Annotated in this window: 24 protein-coding genes; 11 read left to right on the forward strand and 13 right to left on the reverse strand. The window is 74.3% G+C overall.

All coding sequences use genetic code 11. The features are described from left to right. The first annotated feature begins 15 nt into the window (after window positions 1-15). A complete protein-coding gene (locus tag MXD57_RS19940; RefSeq protein ID WP_250402894.1) occupies window positions 16-864 on the forward strand; it encodes a phospholipid scramblase-related protein in 849 nt (282 codons plus the stop codon). A gap of 90 nt (window positions 865-954) precedes the next feature. Here the strand turns inward: MXD57_RS19940 and MXD57_RS19945 are convergent, their stop codons facing one another. Both MXD57_RS19945 and MXD57_RS19950 read right to left on the reverse strand, forming a co-directional pair. Further along, on the reverse strand, window positions 955-1,911 hold the full coding sequence (locus MXD57_RS19945; protein ID WP_250402895.1) for a hypothetical protein: 957 nt from the start codon (window positions 1,909-1,911) through the stop codon (window positions 955-957). Next, window positions 1,908-2,708: a phosphatase PAP2 family protein gene (locus MXD57_RS19950; RefSeq protein ID WP_250402896.1), complete on the reverse strand. Its 801-nt coding sequence runs from the start codon at window positions 2,706-2,708 to the stop codon at window positions 1,908-1,910. Before MXD57_RS19950 ends, MXD57_RS19945 begins: the two co-directional genes overlap by 4 nt. 200 nt (window positions 2,709-2,908) lie before the next feature. Between MXD57_RS19950 and MXD57_RS19955 the strand changes: the two genes are divergently transcribed. Further along, on the forward strand, window positions 2,909-3,553 hold the full coding sequence (locus tag MXD57_RS19955; protein ID WP_250402897.1) for a TetR/AcrR family transcriptional regulator: 645 nt from the start codon (window positions 2,909-2,911) through the stop codon (window positions 3,551-3,553). A gap of 125 nt (window positions 3,554-3,678) precedes the next feature. Here the strand turns inward: MXD57_RS19955 and MXD57_RS19960 are convergent, their stop codons facing one another. Both MXD57_RS19960 and MXD57_RS19965 read right to left on the reverse strand, forming a co-directional pair. After that, on the reverse strand, window positions 3,679-4,710 hold the full coding sequence (locus MXD57_RS19960; RefSeq protein WP_250402898.1) for a DUF2510 domain-containing protein: 1,032 nt from the start codon (window positions 4,708-4,710) through the stop codon (window positions 3,679-3,681). A 110-nt stretch (window positions 4,711-4,820) separates the two neighbouring features. Further along, a complete protein-coding gene (locus MXD57_RS19965; RefSeq protein WP_250403003.1) occupies window positions 4,821-5,972 on the reverse strand; it encodes an anhydro-N-acetylmuramic acid kinase in 1,152 nt (383 codons plus the stop codon). Window positions 5,973-6,612: 640 nt separating this feature from the next. Here MXD57_RS19965 and MXD57_RS19970 point away from each other — a divergent pair. Continuing rightward, entirely contained in the window at window positions 6,613-9,294 is a 2,682-nt protein-coding gene (locus tag MXD57_RS19970; protein WP_250402899.1) for an ATP-binding protein, read from the forward strand. A 45-nt stretch (window positions 9,295-9,339) separates the two neighbouring features. On the opposite strand, the gene MXD57_RS19975 is transcribed toward MXD57_RS19970, so the two are convergent. Further along, on the reverse strand, window positions 9,340-10,350 hold the full coding sequence (locus MXD57_RS19975; protein WP_250402900.1) for a DUF3048 domain-containing protein: 1,011 nt from the start codon (window positions 10,348-10,350) through the stop codon (window positions 9,340-9,342). 202 nt (window positions 10,351-10,552) lie between these two features. Then, the gene (locus MXD57_RS19980; protein WP_250402901.1) at window positions 10,553-11,650 is read right to left on the reverse strand and encodes an ATP-dependent DNA ligase; all 1,098 of its coding nucleotides are present in this window, start codon (window positions 11,648-11,650) and stop codon (window positions 10,553-10,555) included. Between the two features lie 74 nt (window positions 11,651-11,724). Here MXD57_RS19980 and ligD point away from each other — a divergent pair, with 74 nt between their 5' ends. Together ligD and MXD57_RS19990 are read left to right on the forward strand one after the other, a co-directional pair. After that, window positions 11,725-12,744, forward strand: coding sequence for a non-homologous end-joining DNA ligase (gene ligD, locus MXD57_RS19985; RefSeq protein WP_250402902.1), 1,020 nt, complete (start codon window positions 11,725-11,727; stop codon window positions 12,742-12,744). A 121-nt stretch (window positions 12,745-12,865) separates the two neighbouring features. Next, window positions 12,866-13,912 carry a LacI family DNA-binding transcriptional regulator gene (locus MXD57_RS19990; protein WP_250402903.1) on the forward strand — a complete coding sequence of 349 codons (1,047 nt, stop codon included), beginning with the start codon at window positions 12,866-12,868 and terminating at the stop codon, window positions 13,910-13,912. Between the two features lie 149 nt (window positions 13,913-14,061). On the opposite strand, the gene MXD57_RS19995 is transcribed toward MXD57_RS19990, so the two are convergent. After that, window positions 14,062-14,853, reverse strand: a complete 792-nt coding sequence (locus MXD57_RS19995; RefSeq protein WP_250402904.1) for a VOC family protein — start codon at window positions 14,851-14,853, stop codon at window positions 14,062-14,064. 318 nt (window positions 14,854-15,171) lie between these two features. On the opposite strand from MXD57_RS19995, the gene MXD57_RS20000 reads away from it, so the two are divergent. Beyond that, a complete protein-coding gene (locus MXD57_RS20000; protein WP_250403005.1) occupies window positions 15,172-15,417 on the forward strand; it encodes a WhiB family transcriptional regulator in 246 nt (81 codons plus the stop codon). Between the two features lie 19 nt (window positions 15,418-15,436). Here the strand turns inward: MXD57_RS20000 and MXD57_RS20005 are convergent, their stop codons facing one another. From MXD57_RS20005 to MXD57_RS20020, 4 genes are all read right to left on the reverse strand, one after another. Next, window positions 15,437-16,411, reverse strand: a complete 975-nt coding sequence (locus MXD57_RS20005) for an acyl-ACP desaturase (protein WP_250402905.1) — start codon at window positions 16,409-16,411, stop codon at window positions 15,437-15,439. Window positions 16,412-16,641: 230 nt separating this feature from the next. Then, complete coding sequence (gene ddaH / locus MXD57_RS20010) at window positions 16,642-17,418, reverse strand: dimethylargininase (protein ID WP_250402906.1); 777 nt, start codon at window positions 17,416-17,418, stop codon at window positions 16,642-16,644. Between the two features lie 93 nt (window positions 17,419-17,511). Further along, complete coding sequence (locus tag MXD57_RS20015) at window positions 17,512-19,191, reverse strand: ABC-F family ATP-binding cassette domain-containing protein (protein ID WP_250402907.1); 1,680 nt, start codon at window positions 19,189-19,191, stop codon at window positions 17,512-17,514. Window positions 19,192-19,546: 355 nt separating this feature from the next. Then, window positions 19,547-19,963, reverse strand: coding sequence for an SsgA family sporulation/cell division regulator (locus tag MXD57_RS20020; protein WP_250402908.1), 417 nt, complete (start codon window positions 19,961-19,963; stop codon window positions 19,547-19,549). Window positions 19,964-20,175: 212 nt separating this feature from the next. Here MXD57_RS20020 and MXD57_RS20025 point away from each other — a divergent pair, with 212 nt between their 5' ends. Together MXD57_RS20025 and MXD57_RS20030 are read left to right on the forward strand one after the other, a co-directional pair. Further along, the gene (locus MXD57_RS20025) at window positions 20,176-21,282 is read left to right on the forward strand and encodes a WD40/YVTN/BNR-like repeat-containing protein (protein WP_250402909.1); all 1,107 of its coding nucleotides are present in this window, start codon (window positions 20,176-20,178) and stop codon (window positions 21,280-21,282) included. Between the two features lie 64 nt (window positions 21,283-21,346). Further along, entirely contained in the window at window positions 21,347-21,688 is a 342-nt protein-coding gene (locus MXD57_RS20030; RefSeq protein WP_250402910.1) for a plasmid stabilization protein, read from the forward strand. Window positions 21,689-21,698: 10 nt separating this feature from the next. Here MXD57_RS20030 and MXD57_RS20035 read toward each other — a convergent pair whose 3' ends face one another. Next, window positions 21,699-21,995: a YciI family protein gene (locus MXD57_RS20035; RefSeq protein WP_250402911.1), complete on the reverse strand. Its 297-nt coding sequence runs from the start codon at window positions 21,993-21,995 to the stop codon at window positions 21,699-21,701. A 60-nt stretch (window positions 21,996-22,055) separates the two neighbouring features. On the opposite strand from MXD57_RS20035, the gene MXD57_RS20040 reads away from it, so the two are divergent. After that, window positions 22,056-22,778 carry an endonuclease V gene (locus MXD57_RS20040; RefSeq protein WP_250402912.1) on the forward strand — a complete coding sequence of 241 codons (723 nt, stop codon included), beginning with the start codon at window positions 22,056-22,058 and terminating at the stop codon, window positions 22,776-22,778. Between the two features lie 104 nt (window positions 22,779-22,882). On the opposite strand, the gene MXD57_RS20045 is transcribed toward MXD57_RS20040, so the two are convergent. Continuing rightward, window positions 22,883-24,061: a saccharopine dehydrogenase family protein gene (locus MXD57_RS20045; RefSeq protein WP_250402913.1), complete on the reverse strand. Its 1,179-nt coding sequence runs from the start codon at window positions 24,059-24,061 to the stop codon at window positions 22,883-22,885. Window positions 24,062-24,266: 205 nt separating this feature from the next. Here MXD57_RS20045 and MXD57_RS20050 point away from each other — a divergent pair, with 205 nt between their 5' ends. After that, window positions 24,267-25,418, forward strand: coding sequence for a CaiB/BaiF CoA transferase family protein (locus MXD57_RS20050; protein WP_250402914.1), 1,152 nt, complete (start codon window positions 24,267-24,269; stop codon window positions 25,416-25,418). A 78-nt stretch (window positions 25,419-25,496) separates the two neighbouring features. Further along, window positions 25,497-26,711, forward strand: a complete 1,215-nt coding sequence (locus tag MXD57_RS20055) for an acetyl-CoA C-acetyltransferase (RefSeq protein WP_250402915.1) — start codon at window positions 25,497-25,499, stop codon at window positions 26,709-26,711. Window positions 26,712-26,718: the final 7 nt, after the last annotated feature.

A 26,718-nucleotide genomic window follows, 5' to 3' on the forward strand; every position in this document is an offset into this window, starting at 1 on the left:
GGGTAGTGTGCCCCGGTGACCACGCAATCGAACACTCCTGCAGGCTGGTACCCCGATCCGCACGGAGCGGCCCAGACGCTGCGCTACTGGGACGGCACCCAGTGGACCGAGCACACCAACCCGGCGCAGCAGGGCGCCGGCCAGGCTCCGCCGGCCGCTCCGCAGCAGCCGGCCGCCCACATCCCGCCGCAGCAGACCGGTGACGCCAAGGTGCAGCGCCAGGTGCAGAAGCAGGCGGGCGTCGCGGCCGGCGGTCCCGGCGGCGGGACTCTCTTCACCGAACCGGTCCTGGTGGTGAACCAGAAGGCCAAGCTGATCGAGCTGACCAACGAGTACAAGGTCATGGATCAGAGCGGCCGCGAGCTCGGCGCGGTCACCGAGGTCGGCCAGAGCGCGCTGAAGAAGATCCTGCGCTTCGTCTCCAGCCTCGACCAGTTCATGACCCACAAGCTGGAGATCCGCGACGCCCAGGGCCGGCCGCAGCTCGTGCTCACCCGGCCCGCGAAGATCTTCAAGTCCCGGGTCATCGTGACCCGCCCGGACGGCTCGCCGGTCGGCGAGATCGTGCAGAAGAACATGATCGGGAAGATCAACTTCGCGATGAACGCGAACGGCCAGCAGGTCGGCGCGATCAAGGCGGAGAACTGGCGGGCTTGGAACTTCGCCATCGTCGACCACGCCGACAACGAGGTCGCCCGGATCACCAAGACCTGGGAAGGCCTCGCCAAGACGCTGTTCACGACCGCGGACAACTACGTCCTGCAGATCCACTACCAGCTCCCCGAGCCGCTGCTGAGCCTCGTGGTGGCGACGGCCCTGACCGTCGACACCGCCCTCAAGCAGGACTCGCGCGGCTGGGGCTGACCGTCCCGCCGGGACACGGTCCCGAGGGAAGCCCGGCGGCGGCCGGTGCGTGCGGAGGACCCGCGGGCACCGGCCGCCGCCGGCCGGCGTTCAGAGCGCGGTGAGGTGCCCCGGCTGCCCCGGCTGCCGGGGCACCAGCGCCGGTTCCGGTGCCGCCGTGCCCGGCTCCAGGGCCAGGACCGCCGCGACCGGGTGCTCGTCGTCGTGCGGCGCGGGGCCGCCGGGCGCGGATGCGGCCCGGGTCAGCAGGAGCACGCCCCGGGCGGCCAGACCGGCCCCGCCCAGCGCCAGCAGCACTCCGCCGGCACCTCCCCGCAGGCCCTGCCCGAGCAGGGTCAGTCCGATGACCGCGGCGGCCACCGGGTTGGCCAGGGTGACCATCGCCAGCGGGGCGCCGAGGCCGCCGCGGTAGGCCGTCTGGGACAGCAGCAGTCCGCCGGTGGAGAACGCCGCGACGAGGACCGCGACCACGATCACCTCGAGACCCGGGCCGGAACCGGAGTGGTCCGTGGCCGCCACCGTCACCGTCTGGGTGAGGGCCGAGGCGACCCCCGAGGCGAAGCCCGAGGCGGTGGCGTGCCGCAGGCCCGGCCGGGCACCCGGCCGGGACAGCAGGCCGATCAGGGTGGCCGTCGTGCCGGCGACCGCCAGCGCCTCGGGCAGGCTCAGTATCTGTTCGGGCGCCGGACCCGAGGCGCTGACCAGCACCGCCGCGAGCCCCAGCAGGGTGAGCGCCGTGCCGCGCCACTCCACCGTGCTGACCCGCCGCCCGGCCGCCCGCGCTCCGAGCGGCACGGCCGCGACCAGGGTGAGCGCCCCGAGCGGCTGGACGGCGGTCAGCGGACCGTACTTGAGGGCGACCACGTGCAGCAGCGCGGCGCCGGCGTTCAGGCCGACCGCCGCCCACCACGCGCCGGTGCCGAGCAGTCGCACCAGGCCCGTGCCGGGGCCGCGGGAGGCGAGGCGCTCCTGGGCCACGGCGGCCGCCGCGTAGGCGACGGCGGAGACCAGGGACAGGCCGAGGGCCAGCAGGGTGGCGGCGCTCATCGGCCGGCTCCCGCCAGGACCGGCCGGCGCTGGGCGGGCAGTCGCGGGCCGCCTCCGGTCCTGCCCGGGGTGTGCCGCGGCGCCCGGACGACCGCGAGCGCGATGCCGAGCATGGCGGCCGCCGCCAGTGCGTCGACCCAGTAGTGGTTGGCCGTGCCCACGATCACCAGCAGGGTGACCAGCGGATGCAGCAGCCACAGCCGGCGCAGCCGCGAGCGGGTGGCCGACATGAGGCCCACCGCCACCATCAGCGCCCAGCCGAAGTGCAGCGAGGGCATCGCCGCGAACTGGTTGGACAGATGGTCGCCGGCCGGCGGTCCGTAGACCGAGGGCCCGTATATCCGGGCGGTGTCCAGCAGGCCGGTGCCGGTCAGCATCCGCGGCGGAGCCAGCGGGAACGTGAACGGCAGTACCAGGGCGGCCGCGGTGACCGCCGCCAGTACCCGCCGGGCCCAGACGTAGTGGGCGGGGCGCTTGACGTAGAGCCAGACCAGGAAGGCCAGGGTGGCCGGGAAGTGGACGGCCGCGTAGTAGGTGTTCGCCAGGTGGACGAGGAGGTCGCCGTGGAGGAGCGCGGACTGCACGGAGGTCTCGTCGGGCAGGTGCGCGGCCCGTTCGAGGTCCCAGACGCGGTGGGCGTTGTGGAAGGCGGCCGCGGTGTGGCCGACGGCGAGCTGCCGCCCGAGTTTGTAGACGAGGAAGAGTCCGGCGACGAGCAGGAGCTCGCGGGTGAGCGGCGGGCGCGCGGGCGCTGTCGCGGCCGGCTCCGCTGTCGCAGGCTCGGTTCGGGCATTCATCCCCCGGCCCCTTCGCTGACGGTCGTGCGGGTGGTGGTGCGGGCCGGGCCCCGTCTCCGGGCCCGAACTCATCGATACGTCTCCGTACCGATACGCCAGTGTACCGATACGCTTGAGTACCGGTACACTGGCGTATCGATTGAAGTGCGACACACTGGAGACCCGGGCACGACCCGGCACGGACCGAGGAGAGGCACCGCATGACGTCGCAGGCCGAAGACGGACCGGACACGGTCGCCGCCTCGCGCCGCTCCAAGATCACGCCCGAGCGTGAGCGGGAGTTCTTCGACGCCGTGCTGGAGCAGATCCGCGAGTGCGGCTACGACTCCGTGACCATGGAGGGCGTCGCCCACACCACCCGGTGCAGCAAGTCCACGCTCTACCGGCAGTGGAAGACCAAACCCCAGTTCGTGGCGGCCGCGCTGCGGGCCAACCGCAAGGTGCGCTTCGCCGGCATCGACACCGGATCGCTCGCCGAGGACCTGCGGCTGGCCGCGCGGGCCGCGGGCGACTGGTCCGACAAGGACACCCGGCTGCTGCAGGCGCTGGGCCACGCGGTCACGGCCGACCACGAACTGGCGCAGGCGCTGCGCGAGGCACTGGTCCTGCCCGAGATCGCCGAGCTGCGGGAGATGCTGGCGCGGGGCGTGGAGCGCGGCGAGGTGCCCGCGGACCATCCCGCGCTGGAGTACGTCCCGGCCATGATGTTCGGCGTGCTGCGCGTCCGGCCGGTGCTGAGTGGCCAGTACGCCGACGCCGACTACCTCGTCCGCTTCGTGGAGGCCGCCGTGCTGCCCGCGCTCGGACTGACACCGGACCCAGGCCGCCGTTCACGGGATGACTGAACGGTGACCTGCCGGCGCCGCACCGTGGGGACGGGGGCGGCGCACACCCCCCGGCCGGGTGGGGTTCCCCTTGAGCGGAGGGGCGCCCCACCCGGCCGACCTTCTCACCGGGACGGACTCGGGACTCAGACGTCCCGGCCGCTCCCGCCGCCCGCCGAGACCTTGATGCCCTTGAGGATCTCGTCGATGACCGACACGTCCTGGCCGACGTCCACGCCGAAGCGCACCACGACCATCCGCTCGGCGTCGTTGGGCGAGGGGAACGCCACCGACTCGACGTAGCCGTCGGCGCCCTTGCTGGTGACCGCCTTCCAGCGCACCGCGTAGCCCTTCTGCCCGGCCACCGTCACCGCCTTGGCCGCCAGCTCCTCGTGCGAGGTGATGCCGCCGTAGGTGGTGCCGCCGTAGGAGCGCTTGGCGTTGGCCGCGATGTCCGCCCTGGCGACCTCCTCGGCGCTGTCGCCCTTCGCCTTGAGGGCGACGGCGGGCGCGGTGTAGGCGCCGCCCGCGGTACAGGTCTGTGCCCTGTCGCCGGGGCACTTGTAGGAGTCGCCTGAGGTCACCTGGGCGCCGACGCCGATCGACTCCCCGGTCCACCCCTTCGGTACCGGCAGACTGATGCCGTTGAACGGATCGGGCACGCTGCCGCCACCCTGGATCTTCGGGGCCCCGGGGCCCCGGGGCGCGGGCGACCCGCCCGGCCCGCCGTCACGGCCGGAGCCCCCGGGACCGCCGTCGGGGCCGCCCCGACCGCCGGGCCGGCCGCCCTGCCCCTGCTGGGATCCCGCGCGCTCGCGGCCGCCGCCGTCGTCGCCCCGGGCCAGGGCGTACACCCCGACCCCGATGCTCACCAGGACCGCGGCGGCGGCTCCCACGGCTATGCCCGTGCGCAGCCCGCGCCGGGGAGCGGCGGGGGCCTGGGCCGGATACGCCGGGTACGCCGGATGCCCCGGCTGCGCCCCGTACGGCTGGTACGCCGGATATCCCGGCTGCGCGGTGCCGGCCGGCTGCTGCGCCGGAGGACCCCACGCGGCGGCCGTACCGGCGGGGCGGGTCTGGTCCGTCCAGGCCTTGCCGTCCCACCAGCGCTCGGTGGGCGGACCGTCATTCGTCTGCCCGGGGTCGGGGTACCACCCGGGAGGAGTCACCTGCGTCATGACCCCACCGTATGAGGCGACGGTGAAAGCGGGATGAGAGGATCCGCAGCCAACTTCTCGTACCGGGACATTTCTTCGAAGATTTCCTCGCCGGTGCCCGCCGGCCGCCGTCACCGGGCCACGACCAGTCGCACCGGCCCGCGTCCCGCCGCCGGCGGCAGCCGCAGGCCGCCCCGCCCCGGAGTCACCGAGCCGAGCACACTCGGGTGGCGGGCGCCGGTGCTGCGCGGATCGGTGCCGGGCAGGCCGTGCGCGGTGAGGAAGCCGAGCACCGCGAAGGCGTACGCCTCCTTCGCGGGGGCGGGCAGGCCCAGCTCGTCGGAGCCGCGCACCGCCACGCCGGGGAGCCCGTCCCGCAGCGCGGACATGAGCACCGGGTTGCGGGTGCCCCCGCCCGAGGCCACCACCTCGCCCGCCCCGACGCGGCGCACCGCGTCGGCCACCGTCCGGGCCGTCAGCCAGGTGAGCGTGGCCAGCGCGTCCTCGGCGGCCAGCGCGTCCACCCCGGCCGCCCGCAGATACCCGGCGTGGAACAGTTCCTTGCCGGTCGTCTTGGGTGGTTCGAGCGCGTAGTAGGGCTCCGCCAGCAGACGGTCGAGCAGCGCCCCGTCCGGCCGGCCCCGCGCGGCCAGCGCGCCGTCGGTGTCACAGGCCAGCCGCCCGCCGCTGAAGTGCCGGGCCGCCGCGTCGAGCAGCGCGCAGCCCGGCCCGGTGTCGAACGCCGTGCCGTCGGGCGCGGTCAGGTTGGCGATCCCGCCGATGTTCAGCGCCACGGGCCTGCCCGGCCTGCCCCGCAGCCACAGCAGGTCGACCAGGCTCACCAGCGGCGCGCCCTGACCGCCGGCGGCCACGTCCCGGGCGCGGAAGTCGGAGACCACCGGCAGCCCGGTCGCCTCGGCGATCCACGCGGGCTGCCCGAGCTGGAGCGTGCCGTGCACCCGGCCCGCGTCCGCCCAGTGGTGCACGGTCTGGCCGTGCGAGGCCACCAGCTCGCCGCGACCGGCGCAGAGTTCACGGTCGGCGCGGACGGCCGCCGCGGCGAACGCCTGCCCGATCCTGGTGTCGAGCCGGCACACCTCGGCGAGCGGGACGGCGGACGGCGGCAGCGCCGCCGCGAGAGCGGCCCGCAGTCCACCCCCGTACGGCGTGCTCACCATCCCCAGCGGCTCCAGCACCAGTGTGTCGCCGTCGAGGCGCAGATCCGCCGCCGCCGCGTCCACGGCGTCGTACGACGTCCCCGACATCAGCCCGATCACCCGCACGTTCAACCCGCCTCTCCCGAGAGCCGCCTGAGCGGGGCCGGCGCGCTGGGCGCGCGGGCCCCGCCACGTGGTGGGCGGGCACCTCCGGATTCCCGGTGCGCCGCACCGCCTCCGTGATGATCGGCCCCGCGAGCCGGAGAACACCGCGTTGGACAGGGAGTGGGCGAGCCCCGGGCCGGTCCGGGGGACAGGGGACGCGAAGGAGGTGTACGTCCGTACCGGCCAGTCGGCCGCGCTCGCGGCCCCGGGGGTGCGGAACCGGTCGCCGAGCACGGCGGGGGCCGTGGACACCGGACCGGTGCCGCGGCGGGGCAACCTCGGCCGCGGCGGCACCGGTCACCGCTCGACGCGGTCGCCCGCCGCTGCCGCCGCCGGCGCGCGGACCGTCGGCACCCGGCGCGCCACGCGGTCGCGCGCCCCGGGCCCGGGCAGCGCCGGGCACTTCGCAAAGCGGCTCACCACGCGTCCTGTTGACGGTGCGTCCGCCGCGCACCGGCCGTGCGGGCGGGGCGCGCGTCGCCCGCTCGCGACTTTCTTCACCCGACGGGGCAACACGTGTCCCGACCGGTCACCACGCGTCCCACCGGACGGCTACGCTCGGGGTCTGTACGTCATTCGGGCGACCCGGGGAGGTAACGGGATGACGGAGGGACGGCCGTCGGCGACCGGCTCGGCTCCCCTGTGGGAGCGGGACACGGAGATCGCCACGGTCACCAGGGCGCTCGACGCCCTGTGCGCCGACGGGTCGTCCACGGGCAGCCTGCTCGTCTTCCGGGGCGAGGCCGGTCTGGGCAAGACCGCGCTGCTGAACGAGACCCGCCGTATGGCCGAACGCCGCGGCTGCACCGTGTGGTCCGCCCGGGGCGGCGAGACGCTGAGGCCGGTACCGTTCAACGTGGTCCGGCAGTTGCTGCAGCCCGCGCTGGTCTCTCTGCTGCCGGGGGAGGCCCGGGAGTACCTGGGCGACTGGTACGACATCGCGGGGCCGGCCCTCGGCATAGTGGACCCCCTTGAGGGCACCGCCGACCCGCAGTACGTGTGCGACGGACTGGTCGCCGCCGTGCGCCGCCTCGCCCGGCGCGAGTGGCCGCTGGTCCTGCTGGTCGACGACGCGCACTGGGCCGACCACGAGACGCTGCGCTGGCTCTCCGCGTTCACCGAGCGCATGGACGACCTGCCCGTGCTGGTCGTGGTCGCCCGCCGCCCCGGCGACGTGAGCGGCGACAGCGCCCGGCACCTCGACGCGGTGGCCGCCGCCGCGGCCCGACCGGTCAACCTCAGCGCCCTCACCCCGGACGCCACCGCGGGCCTGACCCGCGCCACCGTCGGCCGGCACGCCGACGCCCCGTTCTGCCGCGAGGTCTGGGCCGTCACCGGCGGCAACCCCTACGACACCGTCGAACTCCTCGCCAAGGTCCGGGACAGCGAGGTCGAGCCGGTCGAGGCCCGGGCCGGCGAACTGCGCGCCCTGAACCGCTCCGCCCGCGGCGGCGGCCTCGTCGACCGGCTCAAGGGGCTCGGCATCGAGGCCACCCGGTTCGCCTGGGCGGCCGCCATCCTCGGCACCGGCATCTCCGTCGACCTCGTCGCCCGGCTCGCCGGAATGCGCACCGACGTCGCCCGGAGCTGCGCCGAACTGCTCGGCACCGCCCGTATCCTCACCGAGCCCGAGCCGGTGGCCGGCACCGAGTCCGGCGACGGCGAACTGGAGTTCGTGCACCCGCTGATCGCGTCCGCCGTGTACGACTCCATCCCGGCCGGGGTGTGCACCGCGATGCACGGGGTCGCCGCCCAGATCCTCACCGAGACCGGGCACGGCGCCGCGGAGGCGTCCCGGCACCTGCTGAAGGTGCACCCGGACGACGACGAGGAACTCGTCGAGCAGCTCCGCGAGGCGGCCCGCGAGCACCTGGCCGTCGGCGCGCCGGACGCGGCCCGCCGCTGTCTGGAACGCGCCCTGCGCGAGCCGCCGCGCTCCGAGGTCCACGCCCACGTGCTCTACGAACTGGGCCGGGCCACCCTGCTGACCGCGCCCGCCGTCACCGTCGACCACCTGCGCAGCGCTCTGGCCATGCCCGGTCTCGACGACACGCAGCGGGTCGACGCCGTCATCCGGCTCTCCCAGGCGCTGCTGCACAACGACGAACTGGAGGAGGCCGTCCGCACGGTGGAGGCCGAGGCGGCCCGGCACCCCGAGTCCCCGGTCCGGATGCGGCTGCAGGCCGTGCAGTTCATGTGGGAGGGCATCCACGGCGAGACCGTCTCCCAGGAACGGTCCCGGCGCCTGGCCCAACTGGCCGCCACCTGCACCGGCCGGGACAACTCCGAGCGCGCCCTGCTGATCCTGCGCGGCTTCGACGCCATGACCCATGGCGAGAGCGCCGAGGACGTCGTCCAGTCCTGCGACCGTGCCCTGGTCAACGGCCGCCTGGCACCCGGGCTCGGCTGGACCGACGGCGAGTGGGGCATCGAGCTGCTGATGATGCTCGGCAGCGCGTACGCCTACGCCGACCGGCTCGACCGCGCCGAGAGCCTGTTCGCCGAGGCCCTGCGCGCCTACACCGGTGCCGGCTGGCGAGGCGGCCACCTCTCCCTGGCCAACGCCTTCCTCGGTCTCGCCTACCGCCGGCAGGGCCGGCTGCGCGACGCGGAGACCACGCTGCGCGAGGCGCTGGCGCTCGCCGAGCGCGTCGGCCGCGGCCTGCCGCTGTACTGGTCCGCGACCTGCGGCCTGGTCGACACCCTGCTGGCCCGCGGCGACGTCGAGGAGGCCTGGTCCGTCGCCGGGCGGTACGGCTTCGCCCCGCCCTACCCGTCCACCATCGTGCTGCCCGACATCCGCTCCGTGCGGGGACGGCTGCTGCTCGCGGTCGGCCGCACCGAGGACGGCATCAACGAACTGGAGGCCGCCGAGAAGACCGCCACGTCCCGCGGCGGTCACAACCCGGTGCTCGCCCCCTGGTCCCTCGACCTCGCCAGGGCACTGGCCGTGCAGGACCCGCCGCGCGCGGCCCGGCTCGCCGCGGACGCCCGCCGGCAGGCCGAGCGGTTCGGCACCGACACCGCCATCGGCGAGGCCCTGCGTCTGTGCGCCGCCCTGGAGACCGGCCAGCGCGCGGTGCGCCTGGCCGCCCAGGCCGTCGCCTATCTGGAGGCCTCGCCCTGCCAGTACGAGCACGCGGCCGCCCGGGTCGAGTACGGCATCGCGACCCGCTCGGTCGCGGAGCTCGAGCGGGGCCTGACCCTGGCGCGTTCCTGCGGGGCGGACGGTCTGGCGGCGCAGGCGCGGCAGGCGCTGGAGACGGGGCGCGGGCTGCGCTGAGGACCGGCGGGTGCCGCGGAACCTCCAGCGGGGCCGGCGGGCGGGTCAGCGGGAGGCGGCGGCGAACACCACCCACACCTGCCCGTCGGCGAAGTTCATCGGGCCGCCGTCCACCGTGGTGAACTCCGTGCCGTCCGTCGCGGCCGGCCGGGACCAGCGCGCCTGGAACGACCGCCCGTCCCGCAGTACCTCGGCCCTGCCCGAGCCGACCGTCTCGGTGTAGGGAGTGTGGTTGCCGAGCATGTCGTGGTACCTCGAGGAGCGGACCCTCACGTACTGGACGACCACGGTCGCCGGTGCCGGGCGCCCGGCGTCCGTCGTCGCCGCGGGCCCGCCGTCCAGCGACACCAGCCAGCCGCCCCGCCGTGCGGACCAGGTGAAGGCGAAGCTCGCGGCCGGATAGCGCACGGTACGCGTCGTGGCCGGGGAGCCGCCGGAGGGTGCGGGGCCGTACCTGAACCCCGTGGTCAGGGCGGGCCGGCCGGGGGCCGCGGGCAGCAGCCGGGCGGGACGCAGAAAGAGGTTGTGCGGTGCGGCCCGGCCGGCGCCCCGGTAGTACGCGTCCGCGCTGTCGTCCGGGGACTCGGCCCGCAGCGGAGCCCGGCCGATCAGCGGCAGCAGCCTGTGCTGGGCGCCCGAGTAGGCCAGCGTCGGCTCATGGAACTGGCGCAGCAGCTCCAGATCCGACTCGCGAGCGCTGCGCACCGGTCCGACCGCCTTCGGCAGCCGGGTGGCGTACACCGCCATCAGGCGGCTCAGGCCGCCCTCGACCTGCTCCGCGTACACCACGTCGGCCGCGCCGAGTCCGGTCTGCGGACGGGCCGCCGCCACGTTGTCGATCTTCACCGCGAGCGGTGAACCGGCCCTGGACGCGGGTGTGGGTGTGGGTGTGGGCGTGGGCGTCCCGGAGGCGCTCGGTGCGACGGTCCGCGCGGGGGCACGGGCGTCGTCGGGCGGCCGGTGCCGGGTGCAGCCCGCCGTGAGTGAGGCCGCCGTCGTCACGGCGACCAGTGCCGCCGCCAGCGCGGCGCGGCGCGTGCGCGCCGCATGTCGCATGCCCACCGTCGTCTCCCCGTCGTATGTGCCGATTGTGTGCTCGCCAGGACAGTGCGGGCCATACCCGGTCAACGGGTTCCGCGCGCGTGCACTGGGCCGATCGGGCTCCTGGTGTGACCCCGGCGGGCGGCGGGGGAGGGGCCGGGGCGCCGGCCGCGGGGGCCGGGCGGGTGGTTCGCGTGGTCAAGATCCTCATGCGGCCCTAGGGTCCGGTGCGGGCCGGGGAGCTGCCGCCCCCGGTGCCCAGGATCTCGGCCAGGTCGTAGCGCACCGGCTCCTCCAACTGGGCGTAGGTGCAGCTCCGCGGTGTGCGGTCCGGGCGCCAGCGGCGGAAGCGCGCCGTGTGCCGGAAGCGGGCGCCGTTCTCCATGTGGTCGTAGGCGACCTCGGCGACCCGGTCGGGACGCAGCGGCACCCAGGACAGGTCCTTCCCGCCCGACCAGCGGCTCGGTGCCCCCGGCAGCCGGGCCGTCTCGTGCGCCGCCTCCTCGCCCCAGGCCGCCCACGGGTGCCCGCTCGCGTCGTCCATCCGCAGCGGCTCGAGTTCCTCGACCAACTCGGCGCGCCGCTTCATCGGGAAGGCGGCCGACACGCCCACGTGCTGCAGCGCGCCCCGGTCGTCGTACAGCCCGAGCAGGAGCGAGCCCACCACCGGTCCGCTCCTGTGGAACCGGTAGCCCGCCACCACCACGTCGGCGGTCCGCTCGTGCTTGATCTTGAACATGGCCCGCTCGTCCTGCCGGTAGCGCAAGGTCGGCGGCTTGGCGACGATCCCGTCCAGACCGGCCCCCTCGTACTGCTCGAACCACCGCTCGGCCACCTCGGTGTCCGTCGTCGCGGGGGCCAGGTGGACCGGCGCCGACACGCCGGCCAGCGCCCGGTCCAGCAGGGCCCGCCGGTCGGTGAGGGGCGCGTCCATCAGGGACCGGTCGTCGAGGGCCAGCAGATCGAACGCCACGAACGAGGCCGGCGTCCGCTCCGCCAGCGTCCGCACCCGGGAGTCAGCCGGATGGATGCGCTCGGTCAGCGCGTCGAAGTCCAGCCGGCCCTCCCGCGCGATCACGATCTCCCCGTCCAGCACGCACCGCCGGGGCACCCGCTCCCGCAGCGCCGCCACCAGCTCCGGGAAGTACCGGGTCAGGGGCTTGCCGGTACGGCTGCCCAACTCGACCTCGTCGCCGTCGCGGAACACGATCGCCCGGAACCCGTCCCACTTCGCCTCGTAGTGCATGCCCGGTGGGATCCTCGCCACCGACTTGGCGAGCATCGGCTTCACGGGCGGCATCACCGGGAGATCCATGTGAACGATTCTGCTCGTATACGTACGGGTGCGCCCGGTATGCGTGCTGTGCGGGGCGCGCCTACCGTGGCCGCATGGGTGATGCGGTGGAACTGGAGGTGGCCGGCCGGACCGTCCGGCTGTCCAGCCCGGACAAGGTGTTCTTCCCCGAGCGCGGCTTCACCAAGCTGGACCTCGCCCGGTACTACGCCGCCGTCGGTCCCGGCATCCTGCGCGCCCTGCGCGAGCGCCCCACCACCCTGGAGCGCCACCCGGACGGCGTGGGCGGCGAGTGGTTCTACCAGAAGCGGGCCCCCAAGGGCATGCCCGACTGGATCCCGACCGCCCACATCACCTTCCCCAGCGGCCGCAGCGCCGACGAGATGTGCCCCACCGAGGAGGCCGCCGTGGTGTGGGCCGCCCAGTACGGCACGCTCACCTTCCACCCCTGGCCGGTGCGCCGCGGCGACGTCGACCACCCCGACGAACTGCGCATCGACCTCGACCCGCAGCCCGGCACCGACTACGCCGACGCCGTCCGCGCCGCCCACGAACTGCGCGCCGTCCTGGAGGAGCACGGCGGCCTGCGCGGCTGGCCCAAGACCTCCGGCGGCCGGGGTCTGCACGTCTTCGTCCCCATCGAACCGCGCTGGACCTTCACCCAGGTCCGCCGCGCCGCGATCGCGGTCGGCCGGGAGATGGAACGCCGGATGCCGGACCGGGTGACCACCAAGTGGTGGAAGGAGGAACGCGGCGAGCGCATCTTCGTCGACTACAACCAGACCGCCCGCGACCGCACCATCGCCTCCGTGTACTCCGTGCGGCCCCGCCCGCACGCCCCCGTCTCCGCGCCGCTGCGCTGGGACGAGGTCGGTGTGGCCGAGCCCCGGGACTTCGACCTCGCCACCATGCCGGCCCGCTTCGCCGAACTCGGCGACGTGCACGCCGGCATGGACGACCACGCCCACTCCCTCGAGGCCCTGCTGGAGCTGGCCCGCCGCGACGAGCGCGACCACGGCCTGGGCGACCTGCCGTACCCGCCGGAGTACCCGAAGATGCCGGGCGAGCCCAAGCGGGTCCAGCCGAGCCGGGCCCGCCGGGAGCAGGCCTCCTGACGGACCGGGACACCGGCCCCGGCGACGCCGCCCGGCCCGGTGCCGGCGGGCCCGCTCCGGCCCGTCCGGACCGACGGACCGCGGCTATCCTGACCGTCAGCCGCCGATGAGGAGTCCCGAAGTGACCGAGGCAGTGTCGCGTCCCACGCTGGAGGCCGTGGCCGCCCGGGCCGGGGTGTCCCGGGCCACCGTGTCACGGGTGGTCAACGGCGGGAACGGAGTCCGGGAGCCGCTGGTCGAGCGGGTCCGGCGGGCGGTCGAGGAACTCGGGTACGTACCCAACCAGGCCGCGCGGAGCCTGGTCACCAAGCGGCACGACGCCATCGCCGTCGTCATCGCCGAGCCCGAGGCCCGGGTGTTCGCCGACCCCTTCTTCGCCCTGCAACTGCGCGGCATCAGCAAGGAACTGACGGCCCGTGACAACCAGCTCGTGCTGCTGCTGACCGAGGGCCGCGCCGACCACGCGCGCGTGGCCCGCTATCTCGCCGGGGGCCACGTCGACGGCGCGCTCGTCTTCTCCCTGCACCTCGACGACCCACTGCCCGGCCTGATCCGCACCGCGGGCGTACCCACCGTGTTCGGCGGCCGGCCCGACTGGAGCGACGGTGGCGGCGCCCCCGGGCCGTTGTACGTCGACAGCGACAACCGGGGCGGCGCCCGCGCCGCCGTACGCCATCTCGTGGGCCTCGGCCGGACCCGGATCGCGCACATCACCGGCGCGCTGGACCAGACCTCCGCCGTGGACCGGCTCGACGGCTACCGGGACGTCATGGGCGACGCCGACCCCGGGCTCGTGGTGGAGAGCGACTTCACCCCGGGCGGCGGGGAACGGGCCATGCGGGAACTGCTCGACCGCCGCCCGGACGTGGACGCCTTGTTCGCGGCCAACGACCTCACCGCGCTCGGCGCCCTGCGCGTGCTGCGCGAGCGGGGACTGCGGGTGCCCGGGGACGTGGCCGTGATCGGCTTCGACGACGTCCTGCCCGTCGCCGAGGAGTGCGATCCGCCGCTGACCACGGTCCGTCAGGACATCGAGGAGATGGGCCGGCTGATGGCCCGCCTGCTGCTGGCGGGCCCTGCCGGGCCGGGCGCCGCGTGGGACCGCACGGGTCCGCCGGCGGCCGGCGTGGTCCTGCCGACCACACTGATCCGCCGCGCGTCCGCCTGAGGGCCGTCCCGTGGTCCCCGGTGGGCCGGAGCACGGCGTCGGACGCGGTGCGGCGCGGGGTTGAGGCCGTCCTCGTGCCGTTGTGGGGCCCCGCCTGCCCCGCGACGCCCGGCACGCCCCCGGCAGGCGGCTCCCAGCTCCCCTCACCGTCAGCCGGGTGGCGACGCGCTTGTGATCACCGCGAAGCGTGCCCCGTAGGGGTCGGCGATTCTGGCCATGCGTCCGACGCCCTCCAGCGTGCTCGGTGGCACGCGCACCGTGCCGCCGAGCCGCCGCGCCTTCTCGGCCACGGCGTCGGTGTCGTCGACCTCGAAGTACGGCAGCCAGTACGGGCCGGCCTCCGCCTCGGCCGGGTCGTCGGCCAGCGGCACCATCCCGCCGAACATCTCGCCCTCGCCGGCCCCGCCGGCATTGACGCAGGTGTACGTGCCGCCGGGAAGGGGCACGCCGGAGGTCTCCAGACCGAGGACCCTGTGGTAAAAGGCGGCGGCCGCCGCGACGTCCGCCGTGTACAACTCGACCCAGCACAGCGCGCCCGGCTCGTTCGCCATGTCGACTCCTTCCGTCCGCCCGGGCTGCCAGACGCCGAACGGCACCCGCGCCCGGTCGGCGAGGATCGCCATGTGCCCCTCGCCCCTCACGTCGACGGGCCGGAACAGCACCCCGCCGTGCGCCTGTTCGGCCAGTGCGGCGGTGTCCTGCGCGTCCTCGCTCCGGAAGTACACGGTCCAGGCCGGCGGGCCCTGCTCCGGTCCGGTCGGCATGCCGCCGGCCACGGTCCTGCCGTCGAGCTGGAAGAAGCCGTAGCCGCCGGCGTCCGGCCCCGCCGACCGGAACTGCCAGCCGAAGAGACCGCCGTAGAAGGAGAGGGCGCCGTCCAGGTCGGGGGTGCCGACATCGACCCAGTTCGGAGCGCCGTTGACGAAACGGGTGGTGAGCATCTTCGCCCTCCTCGACAGGGGGACCGTGAACCGGGTCCCGTCCTCTGCTCTGCCGAGTCTGGCACCGCCCACCGGCAACCGCCGCCGAGGTGCCGCGGCGTGCCGGGCCCACGTGCGCGGCCGGCCCTGCCGGGCCCGGGGGATCCACGGGATTCGGCGCCGCCGCCGCGCGCCGCCGTGCACGGGCGTGTCGCACGGCGCATCATCGGGACGGTCCACGCCTTCCGCGCGTGCCGGCCGCCGTGCCGAGAGCCGGGTCGACGCGGCGTTGATGCGGTGTTGATCGAACGTTTTTCGCCGCACGGCACGATCCTGGCCATGCACATCGACACGATCACCCCGGCCGACACCGCCTGGCAGGCCCAGGCCCTGTGCGCGCAGACCGGGGCCGACTTCTTCTTCCCCGAGCCCGGCAGCTCGGTCCGCGAGGCGAAGCGCATCTGCGGCATGTGCGAGATGCGCCCGGCCTGCCTCGACTACGCGCTGGCCAACGACGAACGCTTCGGCGTCTGGGGCGGTCTGTCCGAGAAGGAGCGCCTCGCGATGAGGCGCACCTCGGGCTGACCGCCCGCGGAGGGAGTCCTCAGCCGGCCGCCCGGGCCGCCATCCGGGCCTTGCGCGCCGCCAGCCGCTCGTCGAACCGGGTGGCCTCGGTGTCCAGGCCGCCCATGAACAGACCCAGCTCCTCCTGGGCCCGCAGGCCCTCCGGGCCCAGCCCGTCGATCTCCATGACCTTCAGGAAGCGCAGCACGGGCTGCAGCACGTCGTCGTGGTGGATGCGCAGGTTGTAGACCTCGCCGATCGCCATCTGCGCCGCCGCCCGCTCGAAGCCGGGGATGCCGTGCCCGGGCATGCGGAAGTCGACGACGACGTCCCGGACCGCCTGCATGGTGAGGTCGGGGGCGAGTTCGAAGGCGGCCTTCAGCAGGTTGCGGTAGAAGACCATGTGCAGGTTCTCGTCGGTCGCGATACGGGCCAGCATGCGGTCGCAGACCGGGTCACCGGACTGGTGGCCGGTGTTGCGGTGCGAGATCCGGGTGGCCAGTTCCTGGAAGGCCACGTAAGCGATCGAGTGCAGCATCGAGTGCCGGTTGTCGGACTCGAAGCCCTCGCTCATGTGGGACATCCGGAACTGCTCCAGCTTGTCCGGGTCCACCGCGCGCGAGGTGAGCAGGTAGTCGCGCATCACGATGCCGTGCCGGCCCTCCTCGGCCGTCCAGCGGTGCACCCACGTACCCCACGCGCCGTCGCGGCCGAACAGCGAGGCGATCTCGTGGTGGTAGCTCGGGAGGTTGTCCTCGGTCAGCAGGTTGACGACGAGGGCGATACGGCCGATCTCCGTCACACCGGACTGCTCCTTGCCCCAGGCCTCGCCGTCCTCGAACACGCCGGGGAAGTTGCGGCCGTCGCTCCAGGGCACGTACTCGTGCGGCATCCAGTCCTTGGCGATCTTCAGATGCCGGTTCAGCTCCTTCTCGACCACTTCCTCCAGCGCGTACAGCAGCCGCGCGTCGGTCCAGGCGGACGGGCTGCCGAGGTGAGGGGAGGTGATCGTCACGGGAACTCCAGGGGGACGCCGAGCAGATGCGGGGGTTGGGGGACGGTCCGGCGAGCGGTGCCGGGAAACCTACGTGATCGTAGGCTACGAACCCGTAGGTTACGAAGCCGTAGGTTAAGGTCTCCGTAAAGATCGCTGATCAGATGCCCTGGCGCGGGCCCTTCACGGGTGTGCCGAACAGCCCCGGGACCCGCAGGTCCCGGGGCTGTTCGAGGCAGGGCGTCACTCCGTCAGGCGTACAGCTCCCGGAGCCGGACCGAGAGACACGTCACACACCCCTCGAGCTTCTCGAACTCCGATATGTCCACCGTGACCACCTCGTGGCCGAGATCGGTCAGCAGCTCCGCCGTCTTCGGGGCGCTCGCCGCCATGAGCAGCTTGTGGCCGCCCAGCAGCACCACGTGCGCACCGGACTCCTCCGGCACGGACAGGAACCCCGGGAACAGCGACGGCCGGTCCACCATCGGGATGTGCCCGATCACCGTCCCGTCCGGCAGCGCGGTGACGGCCGACTTCAGGTGCAGCACCTTGCTGACCGGCACGGCCACCACCCGTGCGCCCAGGGGCTCGAACGCGGCCCGGAGCTGCTGCACCCCGGCCGCGTTGGTGCGTCCGCCCCGGCCGACGTAGACGGTGTCGCCCACCTTGAGGACGTCGCCGCCGTCCAGCGTGCCCGGCTCCCAGATCCAGTTCACCGAGCAGCCGAGCCGGGCCACGGCCTCCTCGACGCCCGCGGTCTCCGCGCGCCGGGACTCCGCGCCGGGCCGGGTGATCAGCGCCACGTTCCGGTACATGACCACGGTGTCCTCGACGAACACCGAGTCGGGGCAGTCGTCGGCGGGGTCGACCTCGATCGTCTCCCAGCCGTGCGCGCCGAGCGCCTCGACGTAGGCGTCCCACTGCTCGGCCGCGAGGTCCACGTCGGCCTTCTCCCGCTCGATGTGCGTCACCAGCCCCTCGGCGAGCAGCGGGCCGGGGCGGCGGACGAGGGCCTTCTTGCTGGGCACGAGGGGCCTTTCCTGATCGGCGGTGCGGTCCGGCGCCCGGGGTACGGGGGCCGGACCGCCATCATGCAGCGCGGCATGGCCAGGACAAAACCCTCATCCTGCCGCGTTAGCAGGCTGTTCCCCTCCTGAGACCTCGGGCGGTACCGGCCGGCCCGGGTTCGCGAGCTCCTCGGGCGTGGTCTCCCTCAGCTTCCCTCCCTCCATCAGCAGCCAGCGGGTGATGCCGATCGACTCCAGGAACGGCAGGTCGTGGCTGGCGACGAGCAGTGCGCCCTGGTACGACTCCAGGGCCGAGGTCAGCTGCCGGACGCTCGCCATGTCGAGGTTGTTGGTCGGCTCGTCCAGCAGAAGGAGCTGGGGCGCCGGTTCGGCGAGCATCAGCGCGGCCAGGGCCGCCCGGAACCGCTCGCCGCCGGACAGCGTGCCCGCCTTCTGGTCGGCCCGTGCGCCACGGAACAGGAAGCGGGCCAGGCGCGCCCGGACCCGGTTGTTGGTGGCGCCCGGCGCGAACCGGGCCACGTTCTCGGCGACGGTCGCCTCGTCGTCGAGAACGTCCAGGCGCTGCGGCAGGAACCGCAGCGGGACGTGCGTCAGCGCCTCGCCGGCCACCGCCGGCAGCTCCCCGGTGATGGTCCGCAGCAGCGTCGTCTTGCCGGCGCCGTTGCGTCCCACGAGCGCGATCCGCTCCGGCCCGCGCAGATCGAGGATGCCCTCGACACGGGACCCGTAGGCCGTCTCCAGGTTCTCCAGGGTGAGCACCTGGCGGCCGGGCGGCACGGCGGTGAAGGGCAGTTCGACGCGGATCTCGTCGTCGTCCCGCACCGCCTCGACCGCTTCGTCCAGCCGGTCCCTGGCCTCGGCGAGCCGTTCCTCGTGCATGATGCGGTGTTTGCCCGCGGACTCCTGCGCGGCGCGTCTGCGCGCGCCCATGACGATCTTCGGTTCCCGCTTGGTCTCGAACATCTTCTGCCCGTACCGCTTGCGCCGGGCCAGTTTGACCTGGGCGTCGGCCAGTTCGCGCTTCTGCTTGCGCACGTCCGACTCGGCGACCCGCACCATCCGCTCGGCAGCCTCCTGTTCGACCGCGAGGGCCTCCTCGTACGCCGAGAAGTTGCCGCCGTACCGGACGATCTCGCCGGAGCGCAGATCGGCGATCTGGTCGACCAGGTCGAGCAGTTCGCGGTCGTGGCTGACGACCACCAGCACACCGGGCCAGGCGGTGACGGCCGCGTACAGCCGGCGGCGCGCGTACAGGTCCAGGTTGTTGGTGGGCTCGTCGAGCAGCAGGACGTCCGGGCGGCGCAGCAGCAGCGCGGCCAGCCGCAGCAGTACGGACTCGCCGCCGGACACCTCGCCGACGCTACGGTCCAGGCCGATGCCGCCGAGGCCCAGCTCGCCCAGGGTGACCAGGGCGCGCTCCTCGACGTCCCAGTCGTCGCCGACCGCCTCGAAGTGCTCCTCGGCGGCGTCGCCCGCCTCGATGGCGTGCAGGGCGCCTCGCTGAGCGGCGATGCCCAGGACCTCGTCGACCCGGAGCGTGGTGTCGAGCGTGACGTTCTGCGGCAGATGGCCGATCTCACCGGTCACCTTGACGGTGCCGTCGGCCGGGAGCAGTTCACCGGCGAGCAGTCTCAACAGGGTCGACTTCCCGGAACCGTTGACGCCGACGAGACCCGTCCGGCCGGGGCCGAAGGCGACGTCGAGGCCGTCGAAGACGGAGGTGCCGTCGGGCCAGGCGAAGGACAGGGACGTGCAGGTGAGGGACATTGACATAAGGGCCTCGCGATTGCCGGGTGCGGTCTGTGCGGACGCGTGTCGAGACACCGCGAGGCGGAAACCGAAGGCCTGGGCGGCAGGGAGCCCATGGAGAAGGGCCTGTGCCGGAGGACGGAGGGTCGGGCGCCGAGGTCGTACAACCACGCACACCTCAGCGGTGTGAGCGCGGTGTCTCAGGACCTCAGACGAGCAACGTCCTTCTCCAATCGGCGGCAACAGGACCGCGTACAACGTACGAGGGGGGTGAAACGCTGTCAACGGAATTGGCCGCCGACAGGCGCGCAGCGGTGCACCGGCACCCGCTCACGAGTCCGCCCGGGCCGCCCGCACCCCGGTCCCCGCGCCTGCGACCTCAGCAGGCGTCCCGCATCAGGACGGCAAGGTCGTGGTCGAGGTCGAACTGGAGGTGTTCCAGGCCGACCGGCACGAGGCCGGCCGTCGCCTCCAGGAACCGGCGTATCTCGCCCGAGCGCACGTGCACGACCGCCGTGCCCTCGGGGGCGTGGAACTCCAGCACGGTGCGGTCGTAGCCGTACGGCCGGACGCGGACGTCCCCGTGGCCCTCCGGACCCTCGAGGCCCGCCGCGAGGAGTTCACGGGAGAAGGTCCAGCAGACGTCGACGCCCTCCAGGGTGGCCGGCGCGGGGAAGGCCATCCGGACGGCGAACGGATCGCGCCGGTCGTAGCACAGCGTGGCGGGGATGCTCAGCATGCGTGGTGCGGCGGCGACGAGGCGTGCCTCTACGGGCTGCTCGATCATGGTGGACAACGCCTTGCTCCCTTGTGACGGCTGGACGTGCTGCAGGTGTGGAACCCGGTACTGGAGGAGACGTCGGATCCGGCCAGTCCGTGCACACGAGACACGAGTGACCTCGGTCACCGCCTTCATGCTTCGGGACCGGTGAGGCGGGTGGGGCGGCCCGCCAGGACGCCGCCGGGCCCTCTGGACGGTGCCGGGGCGGTCCGCTAACTTCGCCCGCCATGAGGCGCTCGGGGAGCACACGACGCGGGGGACGGACACATCGGCTGCCGGCGGCGGGGCTGGCCTGCGTGGCGGTACTGGCCGCGCCGGCGGCACCGGCCGCCGCCGGGGCCGCGGCCCCGGCGGCGGCCGGTGCGCACTGGGCGGAGAAGGACAGCGGCACCCCGCAGGTCCGCTTCCGGGGCCTGGCGGCCGTCGACCGCCGGACCGCCTGGCTGGCCGGTACCGGCGGCACCGTACTGCGCACCACCGACGGCGGGACGAGCTGGCGGAACGTCTCCCCGCCCGGCGCCGCCGGCCTGCAGTTCCGGGACGTCGAGGCGTTCGACGGGCGGCGCGCGGTGGTGCTGGCGATCGGCGAGGGCGAGGCCTCCCGGATCTACCGCACCGAGGACGGGGGCAGCACATGGGCGGAGTCGTTCCGCAACACCGACCCGAGGGCCTTCTACGACTGCCTCACCTTCTTCGACCGCCGCCGCGGCCTCGCCATGAGCGACCCGGTGGACGGCCGGTTCCGCATCCTGTCCACGGGCGACGGCGGTCGCTCCTGGCGCGTGCTGCCCTCGGCGGGCATGCCGCCCGCCCTGGACGGCGAGGCCGGCTTCGCCGCGAGCGGCCAGTGCCTGGTCACCGCAGGACCGAAGGACGTCTGGCTGGCCACCGGCGGTGCCGCCCGCGCGCGCGTGCTGCACTCCGCCGACCGCGGGCTGACCTGGACGGCCGCCGACACGCCGGTGCCGGCGGGTGATCCCGCCAAGGGCGTCTTCGCGCTCGCCTTCCGCGACCGCGCCCACGGCCTCGCCGTCGGCGGTGACTACCGCCCCGACCAGTCCTCGCCGCGGGCCGCCGCGGTGACCGCCGACGGCGGCCGCACCTGGCGCCCCGCCGCCACCGCGCCGCCCGCGTACCGCTCGGGCGCCGCCTGGCTCCCGCACAGCCGTACCACCGCGCTGGCCGTCGGACCGACCGGCACGGACGTGACCACGGACGGGGGTCGTAGTTGGCGCACCGTCGGCACCGGTTCGTACGACACCGTGGCCTGCGCCCCCGACCTGAGCTGCTGGGCGGCCGGCGAGAAGGGGCGGGTGGCCCGGCTGGAACGCTGACGTGGCCGGGCCCGACCCGGGTACTCGTACCCCGTCCCACCACGCACGGCAGGAGGGAGCGATCATGCCGGCCGGGTCCAGCCCCAAACGCGAACGCCAGTACGAGCACATCAAGGAGAGCGCGCGGGAGCGGGGCGAAAGCACCGAGCGCGCGAAGGAGATCGCCGCGCGGACCGTGAACAAGGAACGCGCGCGGTCCGGCGAGTCCCGGACCGCCGGCCGCAGCTCCACGCAGGACCTGTCGTCCGGCAGGCGCGGCGGCCTGCGGTCGGGCAGCCGGGCCGGCTCCCGAGGGCCGACCCGCGACCAGCTCTACGACGAGGCCAGGCGGCGCGGTGTCGAGGGCCGCTCCCACATGGACAAGGACCAGTTGCGGCGCGCGCTGGACGAGGAAGGGAAGGGCTGACCGGCTCCGGTCAGTCCGCCGGCTGCCGGTGGCGGTCCAGCTCCGGGGCCGTCTTCGTGGCGCGGAACTCCGTGATGCGGTACGCGCACACCCCGGCGGCGACGAACGGGTCGCCCCCGGTGACCTCCTCGATGCGGGCGCGGTCCTCCGCGACGGCGAGGATCACTCCGCCGTCGCGGGGCTCCTTGCGACCCGAGGCCAGGAAGTGGCCGTTCTCGTACTGCTCGTCCAGCCAGGCCCGGTGCGCCGGCAGCGCGGCGTCGACCTCGTCGAGCGGGGCGGTGTACGTCAGCTCCAGTACGAACATGATCACGAGCCTACCCCGGCACCCGCCGGGCCGTCCCCGGGTCGTACAGTCCGGTCCACCATGAGAACCGTAGGCGTGCCCGCGAACTGGCCGGCGACCGAGGAGGAGGCCCGCGCCGTACAGGACGCACTGCGCGGGCGGGTGGTCCTCGACGAGCCGGGGCCGCCGCCCGGGTCGGGGCGGGTGACGGGCGTGGACGTCGCGTACGACGACGAACGCGACCTCGTCGCCGCGGCGGCCGTCGTCCTGGACGCGGCCACCCTGGAGGTCGTCGCCGAGGCCACGGCGGTCGGCCGGATCTCCTTCCCCTACGTACCCGGGCTGCTGGCCTTCCGCGAGATCCCGACCGTGCGGGCGGCCCTGGACGCCCTGCCCTGCCCGCCCGGCCTGGTGGTCTGCGACGGCTACGGCCTCGCCCACCCGCGCCGCTTCGGCCTCGCCAGCCACCTCGGCGTCCTCACCGGCCTGCCGACGATCGGCGTCGCCAAAAGCCCCTTCGCCTTCACCCACGCCGAGCCCGCCCTCCTCCGCGGCGGCTCCGCCCCGCTCCTCGCCGGACCCGAGGAGGTGGGCCGGGCGCTGCGGACCCGGTCCCACGTCAAACCGGTCTTCGTCTCCGTGGGGCATCGCACCACGCTGGACAACGCCCTGGCGCACACCCTGGCACTGACCCCCCGGTACCGCCTGCCGGAGTCGACCCGCCGGGCGGATTCGCTGTGCAGACGGGCGCTGAAGCAGGCGGTCGCGGGGGAGGGGGGCGTCGGCCCGTCGAGCGGGTCGTGAACGCCGCCCGCGAGGACGCCGCCCCCGGGCTCGTGGTGCCCGCCGGGCTCGGCCGGATCTCCGGGTGGTCCGCACCTCGGCGCGAATGACCCCTCCAGCGCCGGTCAGCGGCCGGCCGCCACACGGAAGCGGATGCCGGCCCCGCGCAGCCGCCCGGTGAGCGCGTCACCCATCGCCACCGCGGTGGTGACCTGCCCGGCCGTCGGCGGGAGATCGTCGAAGGCCAGGCAGAGCGCCGACTCGGCGAACATCTTCGCCGTCTCCCCGTAGCCCGGATCGCCGCCCGAGACCTCGGTGTACACGCGCCGCCCGCCGCCCTCGCCGACGAAGCGGACCCGGAACCAGCTCCGCGCCCGCTTCTCGGCGCTCGGTCCGTCCCCGGGCCTGAGCCGGTCCGAGAGCCAGTGCCGGACGGGCGGCACCTGGGCGGCCGCGGCGATCGCGCCCACGGCGGCGGCTCCGCCCGCGGCCACCGGCAGGCGCCGGACGGCCGCGTAGTGGCGGTAGCGGAAGTCGGGACCGTACCGCTCCAGCGCCTTCGCCGAGCGGCGCACGATCTGCGGGTCGATGGTCGGCAGCGGCAGTGCCCAGGCGCCCACCTCCCGGGCGAACCGGGGCGTCCCCGCAGGCGCCGACACCCGGCGCCCCAGCAGCCGCGGCTCGTGCCGCCGCCGCTCCCGGGCCGCGGCCGCCATCTGCCGGCCGCGCGCGAACTGGTTCAGCGCCGAGGCCAGCGTGCCGCCGGAGAAGGCGGCGTCAGCCGTCACGAACCCGTCCACGGTCAGCGGCACGCCCTCCGGGAGCTGCCGGACCGTGAAGTGCACGCCCAGGTCGTGCGGTACGGAGTCGAAACCGCAGGCGTGCACCAGACGGGCGCCGGTCTCCCGCGCGCGTGCGTCGTGCCGGACGTACATCAGGTCGACGAACTCGGGCTCGCCGGTGAGGTCCAGGTAGTCGGTCCCGGCGTCCGCGCAGGCGGCCACCAGGTCCTCGCCGTACTCCAGGTACGGGCCCACGGTCGTGGCCACCACGCGCGCGTGCTCGGCGAGAGCGCGCAGGGTGGCCGGATCCCGTACGTCCGCGCGGAGCGTCCCGACGCCGGAACCGCCGGGCAGCCGCGCCCGCAGCCGCTCCAGGGCGAGTTCGTCGCGGCCCGCGACCGCCCAGCGCAGATCCTCGGGCGCGTGTGCCGCCAGGTACTCCGCGGTGAGCGTGCCGACGAAGCCGGTGGCCCCGAAGAGCACCAGGTCGTAGGGACGATCCGTCCTCTTTAGCCTGCTCATGTCACCCCTTGCCTCCGCAGCCCGCGCCGCTGTCGGTGGCTGAGGCTAGCGTGAGTGGTGGCGGGCCGGAGGGCCGCCCCGGGAACGACGGTGCCGGGCACTTGGCTAAGCGCTTGCTCGTTCAGGTCTTGTGCCGAGTGGAACGTGTTCTTAGCATCCTCGGTGTTACATCGGTTGTGTCACATGGACTTGGGGGCAGGACGGCATGACGACGGCAGCGACGCCGGGCCACGGTCCGCTCCGCGGTGTGCGTGTGGTCGAACTGGCCGGCATCGGGCCGGGCCCGTTCGCCGCCATGCTCCTCGCCGACCTGGGCGCCGACGTGGTGCGGGTGGACCGCCCGGGCGGCCCGGGTCTCGGGATCGACCCCGCGCACGACGTGACCAACCGCAACAAGCGCTCGGTCGTCGTCGACCTCAAGGCACCGGACGGCGCCGCGCGCGTGCTCGACCTCGCCGAACGCGCCGACATCCTCGTCGAGGGCTACCGCCCCGGCGTCGCCGAACGGCTCGGCGTCGGCCCCGCCGCCTGCCATGCCCGCAACCCCCGGCTGGTCTACGGCCGGATGACCGGCTGGGGCCAGGACGGCCCCCTCGCCGACCGCGCCGGCCACGACGTGACGTACATCGCGCTCACCGGCACCCTCGGCATGATCGGCCGCCCCGGCGAGCCCCCGGCCGTCCCCGCCAACCTGCTCGGCGACTACGCGGGCGGCTCCCTCTACCTGGTCGTCGGAGTCCTGGCGGCCCTGCACCACGCGCGCGCCACCGGCACCGGCCAGGTCGTGGACGCGGCCATCGTGGACGGCACCGCGCACCTGTCGACGATGATCCACGGCATGCTGTCCGCCGGCGGCTGGCAGGACCGGCGCGGCGTCAACCTCCTGGACGGCGGCTGTCCGTACTACGGCACCTACGAGACCGCCGACGGCGGCCACATGGCGGTGGGCGCCCTGGAGGCGCGGTTCTGCGCGGAGTTCCTGCACCTGCTCGGCCTGGACCACCTGGCCGGGGCCCGGGACGACTGGGCCCGCTGGGGCGAGCTGCGCGAACAGGTCGCCGCCCGTTTCAGAACCCGCACCCGGGACGAGTGGACGGCCCTCTTCGAGGGCTCGGACGCGTGCGTGGCCCCGGTGCTGTCCCTGCGCGAGGCCCCGCACCACCCGCACCTGGCCGCCCGCGGCACCTTCACCGACCACGGCGGCATCACCCAGCCGGCCCCCGCCCCCCGCTTCTCCGCGACCCCCACCGGCGTCCGCACCGGCCCCGCCCGGCCCGGTGCCGACAGCGGGACGGTGGCGCGGGACTGGGGCATACCCGACCTCGTGAGCGACGACCTCGTCCCGGACGCCGGCTGACCCCGGCCACCGGGCCCCGACGCCCCCCGCCCTCGGCGACCGAGTCCCGCTCGGCCCACCCTCCCGAAAGGCACATCAGTGAGCACCGAAGCGTACGTGTACGACGCGATCCGCACCCCGCGCGGCCGCGGCAAGGCGAACGGCGCCCTGCACGGCACGAAGCCCATCGACCTGGTCGTCGGTCTCATCCACGAGATCCGTGACCGCTTCCCGGACCTCGACCCGGCCGCGATCGACGACATCGTGCTCGGCGTCGTCGGACCCGTGGGCGACCAGGGTTCCGACATCGCCCGGATCGCCGCGATCGCCGCAGGGCTGCCGGACACCGTCGCGGGCCTCCAGGAGAACCGCTTCTGCGCGTCCGGCCTGGAGGCTGTCAACCTGGCCGCGGCCAAGATCCGCTCGGGCTGGGAGGACATGGTCCTGGCGGGCGGCGTGGAGTCCATGTCGCGCGTGCCGATGGCCTCGGACGGCGGCGCCTGGTTCAACGACCCGATGACCAACCTGTCCGTCAACTTCGTGCCGCAGGGCATCGGCGCCGACCTCATCGCCACCATCGAGGGCTTCTCCCGCCGGGACGTCGACGAGTACGCCGCCCTCTCCCAGGAGCGCGCCGCCACCGCCTGGAAGGAGGGCCGCTTCGACCGCTCCGTCGTCCCCGTCAGGGACCGCAGCGGCCTGGTCGTCCTCGACCACGACGAGCACATGCGCCCCGGCACCACCGCCGACTCGCTCGCCGGGCTCAAGCCGTCGTTCGCGGACATCGGCGAGCTGGGCGGCTTCGACGCGGTCGCCCTGCAGAAGTACCACTGGGTGGAGCGGATCGATCACGTCCACCACGCCGGCAACTCCTCCGGCATCGTCGACGGTGCCTCCCTCGTCGCGATCGGCTCCAAGGAGACCGGCGAGCGGTACGGCCTGACCCCCCGCGCCCGGATCGTCTCCGCCGCCGTCTCGGGCTCCGAGCCGACCATCATGCTCACCGGCCCCGCCCCGGCGGCCCGCAAGGCGCTCGCCAGGGCCGGGCTGACCATCGACGACATCGACCTGGTCGAGATCAACGAGGCGTTCGCGGCGGTCGTGCTGCGCTTCGTGAAGGACATGGGCCTGTCCCTGGACAAGGTCAACGTCAACGGCGGAGCCATCGCCCTCGGCCACCCGCTCGGCGCGACCGGCGCCATCATCCTCGGCTCGCTCATCGACGAGCTGGAGCGCCAGGACAAGCGCTACGGCCTGGCCACCCTGTGCGTGGGCGGTGGCATGGGCATCGCCACCATCGTCGAGCGCGTCTGAACTCCCC

This window comes from Streptomyces cellostaticus (assembly GCF_023630175.1).
GTDB lineage: Bacteria > Actinomycetota > Actinomycetes > Streptomycetales > Streptomycetaceae > Streptomyces > Streptomyces cellostaticus_A.

What these genes read in the sequence shown, in the direction of transcription:
- MXD57_RS19945 (WP_250402895.1), bottom strand. Translation starts at nt 1,911, where the DNA reads ATGAGCGCCGCCACCCTGCTGGCCCTCGGCCTGTCCCTGGTCTCCGCC.
- MXD57_RS20040 (WP_250402912.1), top strand. Translation starts at nt 22,056, where the DNA reads ATGAGAACCGTAGGCGTGCCCGCGAACTGGCCGGCGACCGAGGAGGAG.
- MXD57_RS19995 (WP_250402904.1), bottom strand. Translation starts at nt 14,853, where the DNA reads ATGCTCACCACCCGTTTCGTCAACGGCGCTCCGAACTGGGTCGATGTC.
- MXD57_RS19960 (WP_250402898.1), bottom strand. Translation starts at nt 4,710, where the DNA reads ATGACGCAGGTGACTCCTCCCGGGTGGTACCCCGACCCCGGGCAGACG.
- MXD57_RS19980 (WP_250402901.1), bottom strand. Translation starts at nt 11,650, where the DNA reads ATGGATCTCCCGGTGATGCCGCCCGTGAAGCCGATGCTCGCCAAGTCG.
- MXD57_RS19950 (WP_250402896.1), bottom strand. Translation starts at nt 2,708, where the DNA reads ATGAATGCCCGAACCGAGCCTGCGACAGCGGAGCCGGCCGCGACAGCG.
- MXD57_RS19975 (WP_250402900.1), bottom strand. Translation starts at nt 10,350, where the DNA reads ATGCGACATGCGGCGCGCACGCGCCGCGCCGCGCTGGCGGCGGCACTG.
- MXD57_RS20000 (WP_250403005.1), top strand. Translation starts at nt 15,172, where the DNA reads ATGCACATCGACACGATCACCCCGGCCGACACCGCCTGGCAGGCCCAG.
- MXD57_RS20050 (WP_250402914.1), top strand. Translation starts at nt 24,267, where the DNA reads ATGACGACGGCAGCGACGCCGGGCCACGGTCCGCTCCGCGGTGTGCGT.
- MXD57_RS19970 (WP_250402899.1), top strand. Translation starts at nt 6,613, where the DNA reads ATGACGGAGGGACGGCCGTCGGCGACCGGCTCGGCTCCCCTGTGGGAG.
- MXD57_RS20025 (WP_250402909.1), top strand. Translation starts at nt 20,176, where the DNA reads ATGAGGCGCTCGGGGAGCACACGACGCGGGGGACGGACACATCGGCTG.
- MXD57_RS20030 (WP_250402910.1), top strand. Translation starts at nt 21,347, where the DNA reads ATGCCGGCCGGGTCCAGCCCCAAACGCGAACGCCAGTACGAGCACATC.
- MXD57_RS20035 (WP_250402911.1), bottom strand. Translation starts at nt 21,995, where the DNA reads ATGTTCGTACTGGAGCTGACGTACACCGCCCCGCTCGACGAGGTCGAC.
- MXD57_RS20045 (WP_250402913.1), bottom strand. Translation starts at nt 24,061, where the DNA reads ATGAGCAGGCTAAAGAGGACGGATCGTCCCTACGACCTGGTGCTCTTC.
- MXD57_RS19955 (WP_250402897.1), top strand. Translation starts at nt 2,909, where the DNA reads ATGACGTCGCAGGCCGAAGACGGACCGGACACGGTCGCCGCCTCGCGC.
- MXD57_RS20015 (WP_250402907.1), bottom strand. Translation starts at nt 19,191, where the DNA reads ATGTCAATGTCCCTCACCTGCACGTCCCTGTCCTTCGCCTGGCCCGAC.
- ligD (WP_250402902.1), top strand. Translation starts at nt 11,725, where the DNA reads ATGGGTGATGCGGTGGAACTGGAGGTGGCCGGCCGGACCGTCCGGCTG.